At 59.3% G+C, this 15,107-nt stretch carries 15 protein-coding genes and 3 tRNA genes; all 18 read left to right on the plus strand.

The features are described from left to right. The first annotated feature begins 40 nt into the window (after nt 1–40). Nucleotides 41–117, plus strand: a tRNA-Asp gene (locus tag DA915_RS06585). 41 nt (nt 118–158) lie between these two features. After that, a tRNA-Asp gene (locus DA915_RS06590) sits at nt 159–235 on the plus strand. A 41-nt stretch (nt 236–276) separates the two neighbouring features. Beyond that, nucleotides 277–353: transfer RNA gene (locus tag DA915_RS06595), tRNA-Asp, on the plus strand. A 437-nt stretch (nt 354–790) separates the two neighbouring features. Continuing rightward, complete coding sequence (locus tag DA915_RS06600; RefSeq protein ID WP_003496469.1) at nt 791–1,156, plus strand: NADH-quinone oxidoreductase subunit A; 366 nt, start codon at nt 791–793, stop codon at nt 1,154–1,156. After that, nucleotides 1,147–1,731, plus strand: a complete 585-nt coding sequence (locus DA915_RS06605) for an NADH-quinone oxidoreductase subunit B family protein (protein WP_003502368.1) — start codon at nt 1,147–1,149, stop codon at nt 1,729–1,731. The genes DA915_RS06600 and DA915_RS06605 overlap by 10 nt, the downstream gene beginning before the upstream one ends. A 21-nt stretch (nt 1,732–1,752) precedes the next feature. After that, nucleotides 1,753–2,355 (plus strand): NADH-quinone oxidoreductase subunit C, encoded by a 603-nt coding sequence (locus DA915_RS06610; protein ID WP_020810740.1) that lies wholly within the window; start codon nt 1,753–1,755, stop codon nt 2,353–2,355. Further along, nucleotides 2,352–2,780 carry a GFA family protein gene (locus tag DA915_RS06615; protein WP_003502373.1) on the plus strand — a complete coding sequence of 143 codons (429 nt, stop codon included), beginning with the start codon at nt 2,352–2,354 and terminating at the stop codon, nt 2,778–2,780. Before DA915_RS06610 ends, DA915_RS06615 begins: the two co-directional genes overlap by 4 nt. 1 nt (nt 2,781) lies before the next feature. Beyond that, nucleotides 2,782–3,972 carry an NADH-quinone oxidoreductase subunit D gene (locus tag DA915_RS06620; RefSeq protein WP_003496461.1) on the plus strand — a complete coding sequence of 397 codons (1,191 nt, stop codon included), beginning with the start codon at nt 2,782–2,784 and terminating at the stop codon, nt 3,970–3,972. Then, nucleotides 3,972–4,232, plus strand: coding sequence for a hypothetical protein (locus tag DA915_RS06625; RefSeq protein WP_003502376.1), 261 nt, complete (start codon nt 3,972–3,974; stop codon nt 4,230–4,232). Before DA915_RS06620 ends, DA915_RS06625 begins: the two co-directional genes overlap by 1 nt. Before the next feature lie 16 nt (nt 4,233–4,248). Continuing rightward, nucleotides 4,249–5,346 carry an NADH-quinone oxidoreductase subunit E gene (locus DA915_RS06630; RefSeq protein WP_107675467.1) on the plus strand — a complete coding sequence of 366 codons (1,098 nt, stop codon included), beginning with the start codon at nt 4,249–4,251 and terminating at the stop codon, nt 5,344–5,346. Nucleotides 5,347–5,356: 10 nt separating this feature from the next. Then, nucleotides 5,357–6,661, plus strand: coding sequence for an NADH-quinone oxidoreductase subunit NuoF (gene nuoF / locus DA915_RS06635; RefSeq protein ID WP_020012329.1), 1,305 nt, complete (start codon nt 5,357–5,359; stop codon nt 6,659–6,661). Nucleotides 6,662–6,816: 155 nt separating this feature from the next. After that, nucleotides 6,817–8,898 carry an NADH-quinone oxidoreductase subunit NuoG gene (gene nuoG, locus DA915_RS06640; RefSeq protein ID WP_107675468.1) on the plus strand — a complete coding sequence of 694 codons (2,082 nt, stop codon included), beginning with the start codon at nt 6,817–6,819 and terminating at the stop codon, nt 8,896–8,898. Nucleotides 8,899–8,911: 13 nt separating this feature from the next. Further along, on the plus strand, nt 8,912–9,958 hold the full coding sequence (nuoH, locus tag DA915_RS06645; protein WP_003496451.1) for an NADH-quinone oxidoreductase subunit NuoH: 1,047 nt from the start codon (nt 8,912–8,914) through the stop codon (nt 9,956–9,958). A gap of 36 nt (nt 9,959–9,994) precedes the next feature. Then, on the plus strand, nt 9,995–10,486 hold the full coding sequence (gene nuoI, locus DA915_RS06650) for an NADH-quinone oxidoreductase subunit NuoI (protein WP_003502385.1): 492 nt from the start codon (nt 9,995–9,997) through the stop codon (nt 10,484–10,486). Between the two features lie 136 nt (nt 10,487–10,622). Further along, a complete protein-coding gene (locus DA915_RS06655) occupies nt 10,623–11,237 on the plus strand; it encodes an NADH-quinone oxidoreductase subunit J (RefSeq protein WP_003502387.1) in 615 nt (204 codons plus the stop codon). 29 nt (nt 11,238–11,266) lie between these two features. Further along, entirely contained in the window at nt 11,267–11,575 is a 309-nt protein-coding gene (gene nuoK, locus DA915_RS06660; RefSeq protein ID WP_003502389.1) for an NADH-quinone oxidoreductase subunit NuoK, read from the plus strand. Nucleotides 11,576–11,582: 7 nt separating this feature from the next. Continuing rightward, on the plus strand, nt 11,583–13,580 hold the full coding sequence (gene nuoL, locus DA915_RS06665) for an NADH-quinone oxidoreductase subunit L (protein ID WP_107675469.1): 1,998 nt from the start codon (nt 11,583–11,585) through the stop codon (nt 13,578–13,580). Next, the gene (locus tag DA915_RS06670; protein WP_003502393.1) at nt 13,580–15,091 is read left to right on the plus strand and encodes an NADH-quinone oxidoreductase subunit M; all 1,512 of its coding nucleotides are present in this window, start codon (nt 13,580–13,582) and stop codon (nt 15,089–15,091) included. Before nuoL ends, DA915_RS06670 begins: the two co-directional genes overlap by 1 nt. Nucleotides 15,092–15,107 lie beyond the last annotated feature (16 nt).

A 15,107-nucleotide genomic window follows, 5' to 3' on the forward strand; every position in this document is an offset into this window, starting at 1 on the left:
CCTGTTCCTCGGAAAAAACGCAGATGAATGTCTGTGGAGCGCGGGTGTAGCTCAGTCGGTTAGAGTGCCGGCCTGTCACGCCGGAGGTCGCGGGTTCGAGCCCCGTCACTCGCGCCATCCTGTTCCTCGGAAAAAACGCAGATGAATGTCTGTGGAGCGCGGGTGTAGCTCAGTCGGTTAGAGTGCCGGCCTGTCACGCCGGAGGTCGCGGGTTCGAGCCCCGTCACTCGCGCCATCCTGTTCCTCGGAAAAAACGCAGATGAATGTCTGTGGAGCGCGGGTGTAGCTCAGTCGGTTAGAGTGCCGGCCTGTCACGCCGGAGGTCGCGGGTTCGAGCCCCGTCACTCGCGCCATTTCTTTCTCTTGAAATGTCTCCTCAAAACCAGATCGACGCGCTGTTTGCACGCCTCGGTTTTTGACGATTCCGATGCTTGATTCCGGCCGTTTCAAACGCGATTTTTCCTGCTTTTTTTAGTCAAGTTTCGATATCGGGATATCGTCACTTCACCGCCGTTTCGACGTAAAATTCGTGTGACTTTTTTGCGGTTGCGTCGTTCAATCGATTATTATTGTATTTGAGGGGCTTAGGTCGGAATTGTGGCCCAAATTTGCGTCAATTCCGGCAATATTGTTGCCAATCAATGCGGCAGGTGTCTTGAAATGGTGCCTAAACTCTTGCAGAGAGGGCGCGGCTGCGCTAACCACTTTGGCGTTGCAACATATTTGTCCGCTCTTTGAGACTTAAGGTCACAAAGGCAGGTCCGGCACCCGGCCGGACAGGGAAGAGACCATGACTGAACTCCTCAGTTCCTACATTCCGATCGCAATCTTCATCGGTATCGCTCTCGTCATCGGCCTGGCGCTTCTCATTGCGCCCTTTGCGGTCGCCTACAAGGCGCCGGACCCGGAAAAGCTCTCCGCTTTCGAGTGCGGTTTCAACGCCTTCGACGATGCCCGCATGAAGTTCGATATCCGCTTTTATCTGGTGTCGATTCTGTTCATCATCTTCGATCTGGAAGTCGCCTTCCTGTTCCCCTGGGCGGTGTCTTTCGGCGAGATGGGCTGGTTCGGTTTCTGGTCGATGATGGTGTTCCTTCTCGTCCTCACCATCGGCTTTATCTATGAGTGGAAGAAGGGAGCGCTGGAATGGGCATGAGCCAGAACAACACCACGCTCGTTGCGCCGCAGCCGAAGGGGATCATCGATCCCTCGACCGGCAAGCCGGTTGGCAGCAACGACGCCTACTTCACGGACATCAACGACGAGCTGGCCGATAAGGGCTTTCTCGTTACCTCGACCGACGAGCTGATCACCTGGGCGCGTACCGGCTCCCTGATGTGGATGCAGTTCGGTCTTGCCTGCTGCGCCGTCGAAGGCCTGATGCAGGCTTCCGGCCCGCGTTACGACATGGAGCGCTTCGGCGTTGCCCCGCGCGCCTCACCGCGCCAGTCGGACGTCATGATCGTCGCCGGCACGCTGACCAACAAGATGGCGCCCGCTCTGCGCAAGGTCTATGACCAGATGCCTGAGCCCCGTTACGTCATCTCCATGGGCTCCTGCGCCAATGGCGGCGGCTATTACCACTATTCCTACGCTGTCGTGCGCGGTTGCGACCGCGTCGTGCCGGTGGATATCTACGTTCCGGGCTGTCCCCCCACGGCGGAGGCGCTGCTTTACGGCGTACTTCTGCTGCAGAAGAAGATCCGGCGTACCGGTACGATCGAGCGTTAAGGGCAAAGGACGGATTAAGTAATGAGCGAAGCTCTCAACGATCTTGCTGCTTACGTTAAGGAAGCGCGCGGTTCCCTCGTGGTGTCGGCTGATATTGCCTATGGCGAACTGACGCTGAACACGACGCCTGAAAGCGTGATCGCGCTTTTGACCTTCCTGCGTGACGATGTGCAGTGCGGTTTCGTCAACATCATCGATATCTGCGGCGTCGACTGGCCGCAGCGCGAGAAGCGTTTTGATGTCGTCTATCACCTGCTGTCGCCGCGCCAGAACCTGCGCGTGCGCGTCAAGCTGCAAGTGGCGGAAGACGAGGGTGTTCCGTCTTCGACCCCCGTTTATATGGGCGCGGAATGGTTCGAGCGCGAAGCCTGGGACATGTATGGTATTCCGTTCGAAGGCCATAAGGACCTTCGCCGTATTCTCACCGACTACGGTTTCGAAGGCCACCCGCTGCGCAAGGATTTTCCGGTTACCGGCTTTGTGGAAGTACGTTACGATGACGTGCTGAAACGGGTTCTTTATGAACCGGTCGAACTGAAGCAGGAATTCCGCAATTTCGATTTCCTCTCTCCTTGGGAGGGGACTGAATATGTTCTCCCGGGTGACGAAAAGGCCAAGCAATGAGCGAAGCCCCTGCGACAGAGCGTGCCCAATGTCTTTGCGGTGCCGTCGGCCTCAAGGCCGCGATCGGCGCCCGCGAATTCGGCGTCTGCCATTGCTCCATGTGCCGCCGCTGGTCCGGCGGTGCGTTTCTGGCTGTCGAATGCGCTGATATCTCCGTCGAAAACGAAGAGAACCTCGGCGTCTATTCCTCGTCGGAGTGGGGTGAGCGCTGCTTCTGCAAGAATTGCGGCAGCACGCTGATGTGGCGTTCCAAGGATGGCAAGCATTTTGCCGTTTCGCTGCAGGCTTTCGAAAACCCTTCCAACTTCAAGTTCGCGTCGCAGATTTTCACGGATGAAAAGCCTTCGAGCTATTCTTTCGCCGAAACCACGCAGAACATGACCGGCCCCGAATTCATCGCCATGATCACCTCGGCGGAGCACTAGAATGACTGAGCATAACGTCCGCAATTTCACGATCAACTTCGGTCCGGAACATCCGTCCGCGCACGGCGTGCTGCGTCTGGTTCTGGAACTGGACGGCGAAATCGTCGAGCGCGTCGATCCGCATATCGGTCTTCTGCATCGCGGCACCGAAAAGCTGATCGAGACCAAGACCTATCTGCAGGCCGTTCCCTATTTCGACCGTCTCGACTACGTCGCGCCGATGAACCAGGAACACGCTTTTGCGCTCGCCGTCGAAAAGCTGCTGGGCCTCGAAATCCCGATGCGCGGCCAGCTGATCCGCGTGCTTTATTCGGAAATCGGCCGCATCCTGTCGCACATCATGAACGTGACGACGCAGGCAATGGACGTCGGCGCGATGACGCCGCCGGTCTGGGGCTTCGAAGAGCGCGAAAAGCTGATGGTGTTCTATGAGCGCGCCTGCGGCGCCCGCATGCACTCGGCCTATGTCCGTCCGGGTGGTGTTCATCAGGACCTGCCGCCGGAACTGGTCGATGATATCGGCAAGTGGTGCGATCCGTTCCTGACCGTGCTCGACAATATCGAAGGTCTGTTGACCGACAACCGCATCTACAAGCAGCGTAACGTCGATATCGGCGTGGTCTCGCTTGAAGACGCCTTCGCCTGGGGTTTCACGGGCGTGATGGTGCGCGGTTCGGGCGCTGCCTGGGATCTGCGCCGCGCGCAGCCCTACGAGTGCTATTCCGATCTGGAATTCGACATCCCCGTCGGCAAGAACGGCGACTGCTACGACCGTTACCTGATCCGCATGCAGGAAATGCGCGAATCGGTGAAGATCATGAAGCAGTGCGTCGATCTTCTGTCCGGCAAGCATCGCATCGGCCCGGTCTCCTCGCTTGACGGCAAGGTGGTTCCGCCGAAGCGTGGCGAGATGAAGCGTTCGATGGAAGCGCTGATCCACCACTTCAAGCTCTACACCGAAGGTTATCACGTACCGGCCGGCGAAGTTTACGCCGCTGTCGAAGCGCCGAAGGGCGAATTCGGCGTCTATGTGGTCGCCGATGGTTCCAACAAGCCCTACCGCTGCAAGATCCGCGCTCCGGGCTACGCACACCTGCAGGCCATGGATTTCCTGTGCAAGGGCCATCAGCTTGCTGACGTTACAGCCGTGCTCGGCTCCCTCGACATCGTGTTCGGGGAGGTCGACCGCTGATGCGTCTGCCGCTGGCCATACCGGCTTTTCTCGCTGCGATGTCGGCACCCGTTCTCGCCCAGACGGCGACGAGCGAGCCTGAGGTATCGCTGTCGAGCGGCGGCTCTTCGACCATCAAGCAGCTTCTGTCATCGGGATACGAGATCAAGGCCTCGGTTCCCAATGGCAGCAAGTTCATCGTGTTCATGCAGAAAGACAAGGCGGCTTACGCCTGCGAATTCGTCACGGTGGCGAGATCGCGTTGTGAGACGTTAAACTGAAAAGGCGTGAGGAAGTATGTCCGTTCGTCGACTAGCCGAAGATCAGTTCCAGCCCGTGGCATTTGCCTTCAATGCGGAAAATACCGCATGGGCGGAAAAGACGATTCTGAAATATCCCGAGGGACGCCAGCAATCGGCGGTCATCCCGCTGCTCATGCGTGCGCAGGAGCAGGACGGCTGGGTTACCCGCGCCGCCATCGAGAAAATCGCCGACATGCTGGATATGGCCTATATCCGCGTCATGGAAGTGGCGACCTTCTATACGCAGTTCCAGCTGAAGCCGGTTGGCACGCGCGCCCACGTTCAGGTCTGCGGCACCACGCCCTGCATGCTGCGCGGCTCGGAAGCGCTGATGGACGTCTGCCGCAAGAAGATCCATCACGATCCGCTGCATACCAATGAGAGCGGCACGCTCTCCTGGGAAGAAGTGGAATGTCAGGGCGCCTGCGTCAACGCGCCGATGGTCATCATCTTCAAGGATGCCTATGAGGACCTGACGCCCGAGCGTCTGGAAGAGATCATCGACACGTTCGAGGCAGGCAAGGGCGACACGGTCAAGACCGGCCCGCAGATCGACCGTCACGAGTCGGTCCCGGTCGGTGGTCTGACGACCCTGACGGAAGAGATCAAGCCGGATCGTTCCAATCTCGACAAGCCTGCCGAAGTCGTGGCTGATGCCGCACCGGTTCCGCCGGCCAATGCCGCCAAGCCGAAGACGGACGCGCCGGAAACCGATCCGAAGCTGAAGACGCCGGCGACCGCGCCGAAGGCTGCCGAAGCCAACGTCAAGGCCGCCGAAAAGGAAGCTTCGGGATCTGCGAAGCCGTCACTCGATTCCAAGGATCGTCCGGCCGGCATCGAAAAGCCCGCAACGCCCGACGACCTGAAGCTCATTTCCGGCGTCGGTCCGAAGATCGAAGGCACGCTGCACGAGCTCGGCATCTTCACCTATGCCCAGATCGCCGGCTGGAAAAAGGCCGAATGCGACTGGGTCGACGGTTATCTGAATTTCAAGGGCCGCATCGAACGCGACGAGTGGATCAAGCAGGCCGAGGCGCTCGCCAAGGGTGGCGAAGCCGAGTATATCAGGGTCTTCGGCAAGAAGCCGCGGTAAGAGGTGAAGCATGTTAAAAGATCAGGATCGCATCTTTACCAATCTCTACGGCCTCAAGGACAAGTCCCTGAAGGGCGTGAGAGCGCGCGGCCATTGGGACGGTACCAAGCAGATCATCGAAAAGGGTCGTGACTGGATCATCAACGAGATGAAGGCTTCCGGCCTTCGTGGTCGCGGCGGCGCTGGCTTCCCGACGGGTCTCAAGTGGTCCTTCATGCCGAAGGAAAATGACGGTCGTCCGCACTATCTCGTCGTCAACGCCGACGAATCCGAGCCCGGCACCTGCAAGGACCGCGAAATCCTGCGCAACGATCCGCATACGCTGATCGAAGGCTGCGTGATCGCCGGTTTCGCCATGGGTGCGCATACGGCCTATATCTACGTTCGCGGCGAATACATGCGCGAGCGTGAGGCGCTGCAGGCAGCCATCGACGAATGTTACGATGCGGGCCTGCTCGGCAAGAACAACAAGAATGGCTGGGATTTCGACATCTACGTCCATCACGGCGCAGGTGCCTATATCTGCGGCGAAGAGACGGCTCTGCTCGAAAGCCTTGAAGGCAAGAAGGGCCAGCCGCGCCTCAAGCCGCCATTCCCGGCCAATATGGGCCTCTATGGCTGCCCGACGACCGTCAACAACGTTGAATCGATCGCCGTTGCACCGACCATCCTGCGCCGTGGCGCTGCATGGTTCTCGTCTATCGGCCGTCCGAACAATGTCGGCACCAAGCTGTTCATGGTTTCTGGCCATGTCGAGCGTCCGTGCACCTTCGAAGATGCGCTGGGCCTGTCCTTCCGCGAGCTGATCGAGCACCATTGCGGTGGCATTCGCGGCGGCTGGGACAATCTGCTCGGCGTCATTCCCGGCGGCGCATCCTGCCCCATCGTGCGCGGTGAGGACATGAAGGACGCCATCATGGACTTCGACGGCATGCGCGAAGTGAAGTCTTCCTTCGGCACCGGCGGCATGATCGTCATGGACAAGTCCACCGACGTCATCAAGGCGATCGCCCGCATCGCGGCTTTCTTCAAGCATGAAAGCTGCGGCCAGTGCACGCCGTGCCGCGAAGGCACCGGCTGGATGTGGCGCGTGCTGGAACGCATGGTGAAGGGCAACGCGCAGAAGCGCGAAATCGACATGCTGTTCGAAGTGACGAAGCAGATCGAAGGCCACACCATCTGTGCGCTTGGCGACGCCGCCGCATGGCCGGTACAGGCGCTGATCCGCAATTTCCGCCCGGAAATCGAAAAGCGCATCGACCAATATACCTACAGGGCCATGGATGATGGCGCTGTTCTGGAAGCTGCCGAATAAGTTTTGGCGGCTTGCATGCGGCGCGGGGATGATCCCGGCGCCGGAACACCATGAAGCGCCTGGCCGACGAGATTAAGTGTCGGGCGCGATTAAGGATTTGTTGCGGACCGTGTGAGAGACACGGGACGAACAGGCAACAGGACGTAAGTAGAACCATGGCAAAGCTCAAGGTTGACGGTAAAGAGATCGAGGTTCCGGATCATTTCACGCTGTTGCAGGCGTGTGAGGAGGCTGGTGCTGAAGTTCCGCGCTTTTGTTTTCATGAGCGCTTGTCGGTCGCAGGTAACTGCCGCATGTGTCTCATCGAGGTGAAGGGCGGACCGCCCAAGCCCGCCGCCTCCTGCGCCATGGGCGTGCGCGATGTTCGCGGCGGCCCGAATGGCGAATTGCCTGAGGTTTTCACCAACACGCCGATGGTCAAGAAGGCCCGCGAAGGCGTGATGGAATTCCTGCTCATCAACCACCCGCTCGATTGCCCGATCTGCGACCAGGGCGGCGAATGCGACCTGCAGGACCAGGCCATGGCCTTCGGTATCGCGGGCTCGCGTTATGCGGAAAACAAGCGTGCGGTTGAAGACAAGTACATTGGCCCGCTCGTCAAGACGGTCATGAACCGCTGCATCCACTGCACGCGTTGCGTCCGTTTCACCACGGAAGTTGCCGGCATTGCCGAACTCGGCCTCATCGGCCGCGGCGAAGATGCCGAGATCACCACCTATCTCGAACAGGCGATGACCTCCGAGCTTCAGGGCAACGTTGTCGACCTTTGCCCGGTCGGCGCGCTCACCTCCAAGCCTTTCGCCTTCACCGCCCGTCCGTGGGAACTGAACAAGACCGAAACCATCGACGTGATGGACGCGCTCGGTTCGGCCATCCGCGTCGATACCCGTGGCCGTGAAGTCATGCGCGTCATGCCGCGCGTCAACGAAGCGATCAACGAAGAGTGGATCTCCGACAAGAGCCGCTTCATCTGGGATGGTCTGAAGACCCAGCGTCTCGACCGCCCTTACGTTCGCAGGGATGGCCGTCTGCAGCCTGCAAGCTGGGGCGAAGCCTTCGGCGCGATCAAGACCGCAGTTGCTGCGACATCCGGCAGCAAGATCGGTGCGATTGCCGGTGATCTGGCCTCCATCGAAGAAATGTTCGCGCTGAAGTCGCTGCTGGCGTCGCTCGGTTCGGCCAATGTCGATTGCCGCCAGGATGGTGCAGCGCTCGACCCGTCGCTTGGCCGCGCCAGCTATCTGTTCAATTCCACCATTGAAGGCATCGAACAGGCCGACGCGCTGCTGATCGTTGGTTCCAACCCGCGTTACGAAGCGGCCGTGCTCAACGCCCGCATTCGCAAGCGCTGGCGTCGCGGCGGTTTCCCGATCGGCGTGATCGGCGAAGCCGGTGAGCTGCGCTACAATTATGAATATCTCGGCTCCGGCGCGGAAACGCTTTCCGATCTGGCCAGCGGTTCGCACAGCTTCATCGAAAAGCTGAAGTCTGCCAAGAACCCGCTGATCATCATCGGCCAGGGCGCTCTGGCACGCGCCGATGGTGCGGCTGTTCTCGCTGCTGCTGCAAAGCTTGCCGTTTCGGTTGGCGCCATCAGCGAAGAATGGAACGGCTTCTCGGTGCTTCACACCGCCGCTGCCCGCGTCGGTGGTCTCGATATCGGCTTCGTGCCGGGCGAGGGCGGTGTTGCTGCTGCCGAAATGGTAACGTCCATGGACGTTCTCTTCCTGCTCGGCGCCGATGAAATCGACCTGTCGAACAAGGGCGCCAAGTTCACCGTCTATATCGGTAGCCATGGTGACCATGGCGCGATGCACGCCGACGTCATCCTTCCGGGTGCGGCCTATACCGAAAAATCCGGTATCTGGGTCAACACCGAAGGCCGCGTTCAGGTGGGCAACCGCGCCGGTTTCGCACCGGGCGAGGCCCGCGAAGATTGGGCGATCCTGCGTGCGCTTTCCGACGTGCTCGGCAAGAAGCTGCCGTTCGATTCGCTGTCGGCGCTGCGCGGCCAGCTTTATGTTGCGCACCCGCATCTGGCTGAAACCGACGAGATCGTTGCCGGTAACGGCAAGGATATCGAGGCTCTCGCCGCTCATGCGGGCAGCCTCAACAAGTCGGCGTTTGCCTCGACCGTAAAAGACTTTTATTTGACGAACCCGATTGCGCGCGCATCCGCTGTCATGGCCGAGTGTTCCGCATTGGCCCGCAACAATTTCCAGGCTGCGGCAGAGTAAGGGGAGGGGATTTATGGAACAGTTTTTCTGGAGCTACGTCTGGCCCGCGCTGATCATGGTCGGCCAGTCCCTGCTGCTTCTCGTTTGCCTTCTGGTGGCCATCGCCTTCCTTCTGCTTGCCGACCGTAAGGTCTGGGCGGCAGTGCAGTTGCGCCGTGGTCCCAACGTCGTCGGCCCCTTCGGTCTGTTTCAGTCCTTCGCCGACCTTTTGAAGTTCATCCTCAAGGAACCGGTCATTCCGGCCGGCGCTAACAAGGCCGTCTTCCTTCTGGCGCCGCTGGTCGCCGTGACGCTGGCGCTTGCCACCTATGCCGTCATTCCGTTCAATGAAGGCTGGGTCGTCGCCAATATCAATGTCGGCATCCTCTACATCTTTGCGATTTCCTCGCTTGAAGTGTACGGCATCATCATGGGCGGTTGGGCTTCCAACTCGAAGTATCCGTTCCTCGGCGCGCTTCGTTCCGCCGCGCAGATGGTGTCCTATGAAGTGTCGATCGGCCTCGTCATCGTCACCGTGCTGCTCTGCGTCGGTTCGCTGAACCTGACGGATATCGTGCTTGCCCAGAAGACCGGCCTCGGTACGATGCTCGGCCTGCCTGCCTCGTTCCTTGACTGGCACTGGCTCTCGCTGTTCCCGATGTTCATCGTGTTCTTCATCTCGGGCCTTGCCGAAACCAACCGTCCGCCCTTCGACCTTCCGGAAGCGGAATCGGAACTGGTTGCCGGTCACATGGTCGAATATGGCTCCACGCCCTACATGATGTTCATGCTCGGCGAATATGCTGCGATCGTCCTGATCTGCTGCCTCACGACGATCCTGTTCATGGGCGGTTGGCTGCCGATCGTGGATGTGTGGTTCCTGAACTGGGTTCCGGGCATTGTCTGGTTCGCGCTCAAGGGCTGCATGGTCTTCTTCATGATCGCGCTGACCAAGGCTTTCGTTCCGCGTTATCGTTATGACCAGCTCATGCGCCTCGGCTGGAAGGTGTTCCTGCCGCTGTCGCTCGCCATGGTCGTTATTGTTGCATTCGTATTGAAGCTGACGGGGTGGGCCGGTTGATGTCCGCACGCCTCGCTCAGAAATCTGGAGTTTGAGATGGCAAGCCTTTCCCAAGCCGTCAATTCACTGTTCCTCAAGGAGTTCGTCGGTGCGATCTTCCTGACGATGCGCCACTTCTTCAAACAGAAGGCGACGGTGAACTATCCCTTTGAAAAGGGCCCGGTGTCTCCGCGCTTCCGCGGCGAACATGCGCTGCGCCGTTATCCCAACGGTGAAGAACGCTGCATCGCCTGCAAGCTGTGTGAAGCTATCTGTCCTGCTCAGGCGATCACCATCGAAGCCGGCCCGCGCCGCAACGACGGCACCCGCCGCACGGTGCGTTACGACATCGACATGGTGAAGTGCATCTATTGCGGCTTCTGCCAGGAAGCCTGCCCGGTCGATGCCATCGTCGAAGGCCCGAACTTCGAATTCGCGACGGAAACCCGCGAGGAGCTTTATTTCGACAAGCAGAAGCTTCTCGACAATGGCGACCGCTGGGAGCGTGAAATCGCACGCAACCTCGCACTGGATGCGCCTTACCGTTAAGGCGCAACCGTCTTTCCGGGGGAGCCTCCGGAAAGCGATGAAAAGTAAAATGCCTGCGCGGTTTTCGCCGGCGGGGACGAAACGGGTGAGGGGGCTTTCGGCCATCTTCTCCCGATGAGGACAAGAAGGCACCAAGATGGGTCTGCACGCTGTATTCTTTTATATATTCGCTTTCGTCGCCGTGGCGTCTGCGTTCATGGTCATTGCATCGAAGAACCCTGTTCATTCGGTGCTGTTTCTGATTTTGACCTTCTTCAACGCAGCCGCGCTGTTCCTGCTGACGGGAGCCGAGTTCCTCGGCATGATCCTGCTGGTGGTTTATGTCGGCGCTGTCGCGGTGCTCTTCCTCTTCGTCGTCATGATGCTGGATGTGGATTTTGCGGAGCTGCGCTCCGGCGTGCTGCAATACGCCCCGATCGGCGCGCTGATCGGCGTCATCCTCGCGGCGGAGCTGATCGTCGTTGTCGGCGGCAGCGTGCTGAACCCGCAGGCGGCGAAATCGATCACCATGCCGATCCCGCCGGTGACCGAGCGCACCAATACGGCCGCGCTGGGTGATGTGCTCTATACCAATTACATCTACTTCTTCCAGCTCGCCGGTCTCGTGCTGCTGGTGGCCATGATCGGCGCCATCGTGCTGACGCTGCGTCATCGCACTGACATCAAGCGGCAGGATGTATCCACGCAGGTCGGCCGTGACCCGAAGACCGCCGTCACCACGGTCAAGGTCAAGCCGGGTCAGGGCATCTGAAGGCGCGAACGGATTCAAGGAAACACAATATGGTAATCGGTCTTTCCCACTATCTGACGGTCAGCGCCATTCTCTTCACGATCGGCGTGTTCGGCATCTTCCTCAACCGGAAGAACGTCATCGTCATCCTCATGTCGATCGAGCTCATCCTGTTGGCGGTCAACATCAACATGGTGGCGTTCTCGGCTTTCCTGAACGACATCGTCGGCCAGGTCTTCGCACTTTTCATTCTGACCGTCGCAGCCGCCGAAGCGGCCATCGGTCTTGCAATACTCGTTGTCTTCTACCGCAACCGCGGATCGATCGCCGTCGAAGACGTCAATATGATGAAGGGCTGATAAGGCTATGATCTACAAGGCTATCGTCTTTCTTCCACTGATTGGCTTCCTGATCGCCGGCCTGTTTGGCCGGTCGATCGGCGCCAAGGCTTCGGAATATGTCACCACCGGTCTGATGATCGTGGTCGCCATCCTGTCGTGGGTCGTCTTTTTCAGTGTCGCGCTTGCCCATGGCGAGCCGGGCGAGGTGATCAAGGTCACCGTGCTGCGCTGGATCCAGTCTGGCGGCATCGACGTCGAATGGGCGTTCCGAATCGATACGCTGACGGCCGTCATGTTCGTCGTCGTCAACACCGTGTCGACGCTGGTGCACCTCTATTCGATCGGATACATGCACCACGATCCGCATCGTCCGCGCTTCTTCGCCTATCTGTCGCTCTTCACCTTCGCCATGCTGATGCTGGTGACCTCCGACAACCTGCTGCAGATGTTCTTCGGCTGGGAAGGCGTTGGTCTGGCGTCCTATCTGCTGATCGGCTTCTGGTTCAAGAAGCCGTCCGCTTCGGCTGCGGCCATGAAGGCCTTCATCGTCAACCGCGTCGGCGACTTTGGTTTCATTCTCGGTATTGGCGGCGTGTTCGTGTTGTTCGGCTCGATCAATCTCGAAACCATCTTCGCTGCCGCCAGCACCTATCTGCCGGCCGAAGGTGCCGCTTCCACGGAAACGGTCATCAACCTGTTCGGCATGCAGCTGGACAAGGCCAATGCGATGACGGGCGTCTGCCTGCTGCTGTTCATGGGCGCGATGGGTAAATCGGCGCAGTTCCTGCTGCACACTTGGCTGCCGGACGCGATGGAAGGCCCGACCCCGGTGTCTGCCCTCATTCACGCCGCAACCATGGTTACCGCCGGTGTCTTCCTCGTCGCCCGCATGTCGCCGCTGTTCGAACTGTCGCATGACGCGCTTACCGTCGTGACGCTGATCGGCGCGATCACCGCCTTCTTCGCGGCGACCGTTGGTCTCGTACAGAACGATATCAAGCGCGTGATTGCGTATTCGACCTGCTCGCAGCTTGGTTACATGTTCGTGGCGCTCGGCGTCGGCGCTTATGGTGCTGCCGTGTTCCACCTCTTCACACACGCCTTCTTCAAGGCCCTGCTGTTCTTGTGCGCCGGTTCGGTTATCCACGCCGTCGATGGCGAGCAGGACATGCGTTACATGGGCGGCCTGCGCAAGCACATCCCGATCACCTTCTGGACCATGACCGTTGGCACGCTGGCGCTGACCGGCGTCGGGATCCCGGGCACGATGATCGGTTTTGCCGGCTTCTTCTCGAAGGACGTCATCATCGAATCCGCTTACGCGTCCCACTCGGTTCTCTCGGGCGTCGCCTTCACGCTGCTGGTCATCGCCGCGCTGTTCACCAGCTTCTACTCCTGGCGTCTGGCCTTCATGACCTTCTTCGGCAAGCCGCGCGCTTCCGCCGACGTGATGCACCATGTGCATGAATCGCCGATGGTCATGCTGATCCCGCTCTTCATCCTCACCGTTGGCGCGATCTTTGCCGGTGTGGCCTTCGAAGGTTATTTCTTCGGTCATGAATATGCCGAATTCTGGAAGGGCGCCCTGTTCACGCTTCCGGAAAATGAAATCCTCGAAGAGTTCCACCATGTTCCGCTGTGGGTGAAGTGGAGCCCGTTCTTCGCCATGGCGCTTGGTTTCGTGACCGCATGGTACATGTACATCAAGTCGCCGGAGACGCCGAAGCGTCTGGCCGAGACCCATCGCGGCCTCTACCAGTTCCTTCTCAACAAGTGGTACTTCGACGAACTCTATGACTTCCTCTTCGTTCGTTCCGCAAAGGCGCTTGGCCGCTTCCTGTGGAAGAAGGGCGACGTCGCCGTCATCGACCACTATGGACCGAACGGCATTGCAGCGCGTGTGGTTGACGTGACCAACCGCATGGTCCGCCTGCAATCCGGTTACCTTTATCACTATGCCTTTGCGATGCTGATCGGCATCGCGGCGCTTGTCACCTGGATGATGCTCGGGAGTGCCCTCTGATGACCGATTGGCCCATTCTTTCAACGGTCACCTTTCTGCCGCTCGTCGGCGTGGTGCTGCTGCTTCTGACGAATGAGAACGGCCCCTATGGTCGCCGCAACATTCTCAATGTCTCGCTGCTGACGACCGTCTTCACCTTCATCGTGTCGCTGTTCATCTGGATCGGTTTCGACAATTCGAACCCCGGCTTCCAGATGGTCGAGAAGCATGCCTGGTTCGGCAACATCGCCGCCTATCATCTCGGTGTCGACGGCATCTCCATGCTGTTCGTCATCCTCACCACCTTCCTCATGCCCTTCTGCGTGCTGGCAAGCTGGGATTCGATCGAAAAACGCATCAAGGAATACATGATTGCCTTCCTGCTTCTGGAAGTGGTCATGATCGGCGTCTTCGTGGCGCTGGATACGGTTCTCTTCTACGTCTTCTTCGAAGCGACGCTGATCCCGATGTTCATCATCATCGGCGTCTGGGGCGGCAAGGATCGCGTCTACGCATCCTACAAGTTCTTCCTCTACACGCTTCTCGGCTCGGTTCTGACCATGCTCGCCATCATGGCGATGTACTGGCAGGCGGGTACGACCGACATGACCGAACTTCTGAAGTACGGCTTCCCGGCCGGCATGCAGACCTGGCTCTGGCTTGCCTGTTTTGCGGCTTTCTCTGTCAAGATGCCGATGTGGCCGGTGCACACCTGGCTGCCGGACGCCCACGTTCAGGCGCCGACCGCCGGTTCCGTCATCCTTGCCGGCGTCATGCTGAAGCTCGGCGGTTATGGTTTCATCCGCTTCTCGCTGTCGATGTTCCCGCTGGCGTCTGATTATTTCGCACCCTTCGTCTTCACGCTGTCGGTTCTCGCCATCATCTACACCTCGCTGGTGGCGATGATGCAGGACGACATCAAGAAGCTGATCGCCTATTCCTCCGTTGCCCACATGGGTTACGTGACCATGGGCATCTTCGCCGCCAACGTGCAGGGCGTGCAGGGCGCAATCTTCCAGATGCTGTCGCACGGCATCGTGTCGGGCGCGCTCTTCCTCTGCGTCGGCGTCGTTTACGACCGGCTGCACACCCGCGAGATTTCGGCCTATGGCGGTCTCGTGAACAACATGCCGAAATATGCCGTCGCCTTCATGATCTTCACCATGGCCAATGTTGGTCTGCCCGGTACATCAGGCTTTGTCGGTGAATTCCTGACGCTGATCGGTGTCTTCCGCGCCAATACGCTGGTCGCGCTGTTTGCGGCAACCGGTGTCATCCTCTCGGCCGCCTACGCGCTGTGGCTCTACCGCCGCGTGATCTTCGGTGCGCTCGAGAAGGAAAGCCTGAAATCGATGCTCGATCTGTCGACCCGCGAAAAGGTCATCCTTTACCCGCTGGTTGCTCTGACGATCTTCTTCGGCGTTTATCCGGCTCCGGTTTTCGATGCCACCGCCGCATCGGTCGATCTTCTGGTAAACAACTATACGGCTGCACTGCAGGCGGCGCAAAATGTTGCGCTCACTATGAATTGACGACAGGACCCGTTGG

Origin of the sequence: Agrobacterium sp. LAD9 (genome assembly GCF_003031125.1) — a bacterium.
Classification (GTDB): domain Bacteria; phylum Pseudomonadota; class Alphaproteobacteria; order Rhizobiales; family Rhizobiaceae; genus Agrobacterium; species Agrobacterium radiobacter.

Coding starts and splice junctions, on each gene's coding strand:
- DA915_RS06600 (WP_003496469.1), top strand. CDS start 791: ATGACTGAACTCCTCAGTTCCTACATTCCGATCGCAATCTTCATCGGT.
- DA915_RS06605 (WP_003502368.1), top strand. CDS start 1,147: ATGGGCATGAGCCAGAACAACACCACGCTCGTTGCGCCGCAGCCGAAG.
- DA915_RS06610 (WP_020810740.1), top strand. CDS start 1,753: ATGAGCGAAGCTCTCAACGATCTTGCTGCTTACGTTAAGGAAGCGCGC.
- DA915_RS06615 (WP_003502373.1), top strand. CDS start 2,352: ATGAGCGAAGCCCCTGCGACAGAGCGTGCCCAATGTCTTTGCGGTGCC.
- DA915_RS06620 (WP_003496461.1), top strand. CDS start 2,782: ATGACTGAGCATAACGTCCGCAATTTCACGATCAACTTCGGTCCGGAA.
- DA915_RS06625 (WP_003502376.1), top strand. CDS start 3,972: ATGCGTCTGCCGCTGGCCATACCGGCTTTTCTCGCTGCGATGTCGGCA.
- DA915_RS06630 (WP_107675467.1), top strand. CDS start 4,249: ATGTCCGTTCGTCGACTAGCCGAAGATCAGTTCCAGCCCGTGGCATTT.
- nuoF (WP_020012329.1), top strand. CDS start 5,357: ATGTTAAAAGATCAGGATCGCATCTTTACCAATCTCTACGGCCTCAAG.
- nuoG (WP_107675468.1), top strand. CDS start 6,817: ATGGCAAAGCTCAAGGTTGACGGTAAAGAGATCGAGGTTCCGGATCAT.
- nuoH (WP_003496451.1), top strand. CDS start 8,912: ATGGAACAGTTTTTCTGGAGCTACGTCTGGCCCGCGCTGATCATGGTC.
- nuoI (WP_003502385.1), top strand. CDS start 9,995: ATGGCAAGCCTTTCCCAAGCCGTCAATTCACTGTTCCTCAAGGAGTTC.
- DA915_RS06655 (WP_003502387.1), top strand. CDS start 10,623: ATGGGTCTGCACGCTGTATTCTTTTATATATTCGCTTTCGTCGCCGTG.
- nuoK (WP_003502389.1), top strand. CDS start 11,267: ATGGTAATCGGTCTTTCCCACTATCTGACGGTCAGCGCCATTCTCTTC.
- nuoL (WP_107675469.1), top strand. CDS start 11,583: ATGATCTACAAGGCTATCGTCTTTCTTCCACTGATTGGCTTCCTGATC.
- DA915_RS06670 (WP_003502393.1), top strand. CDS start 13,580: ATGACCGATTGGCCCATTCTTTCAACGGTCACCTTTCTGCCGCTCGTC.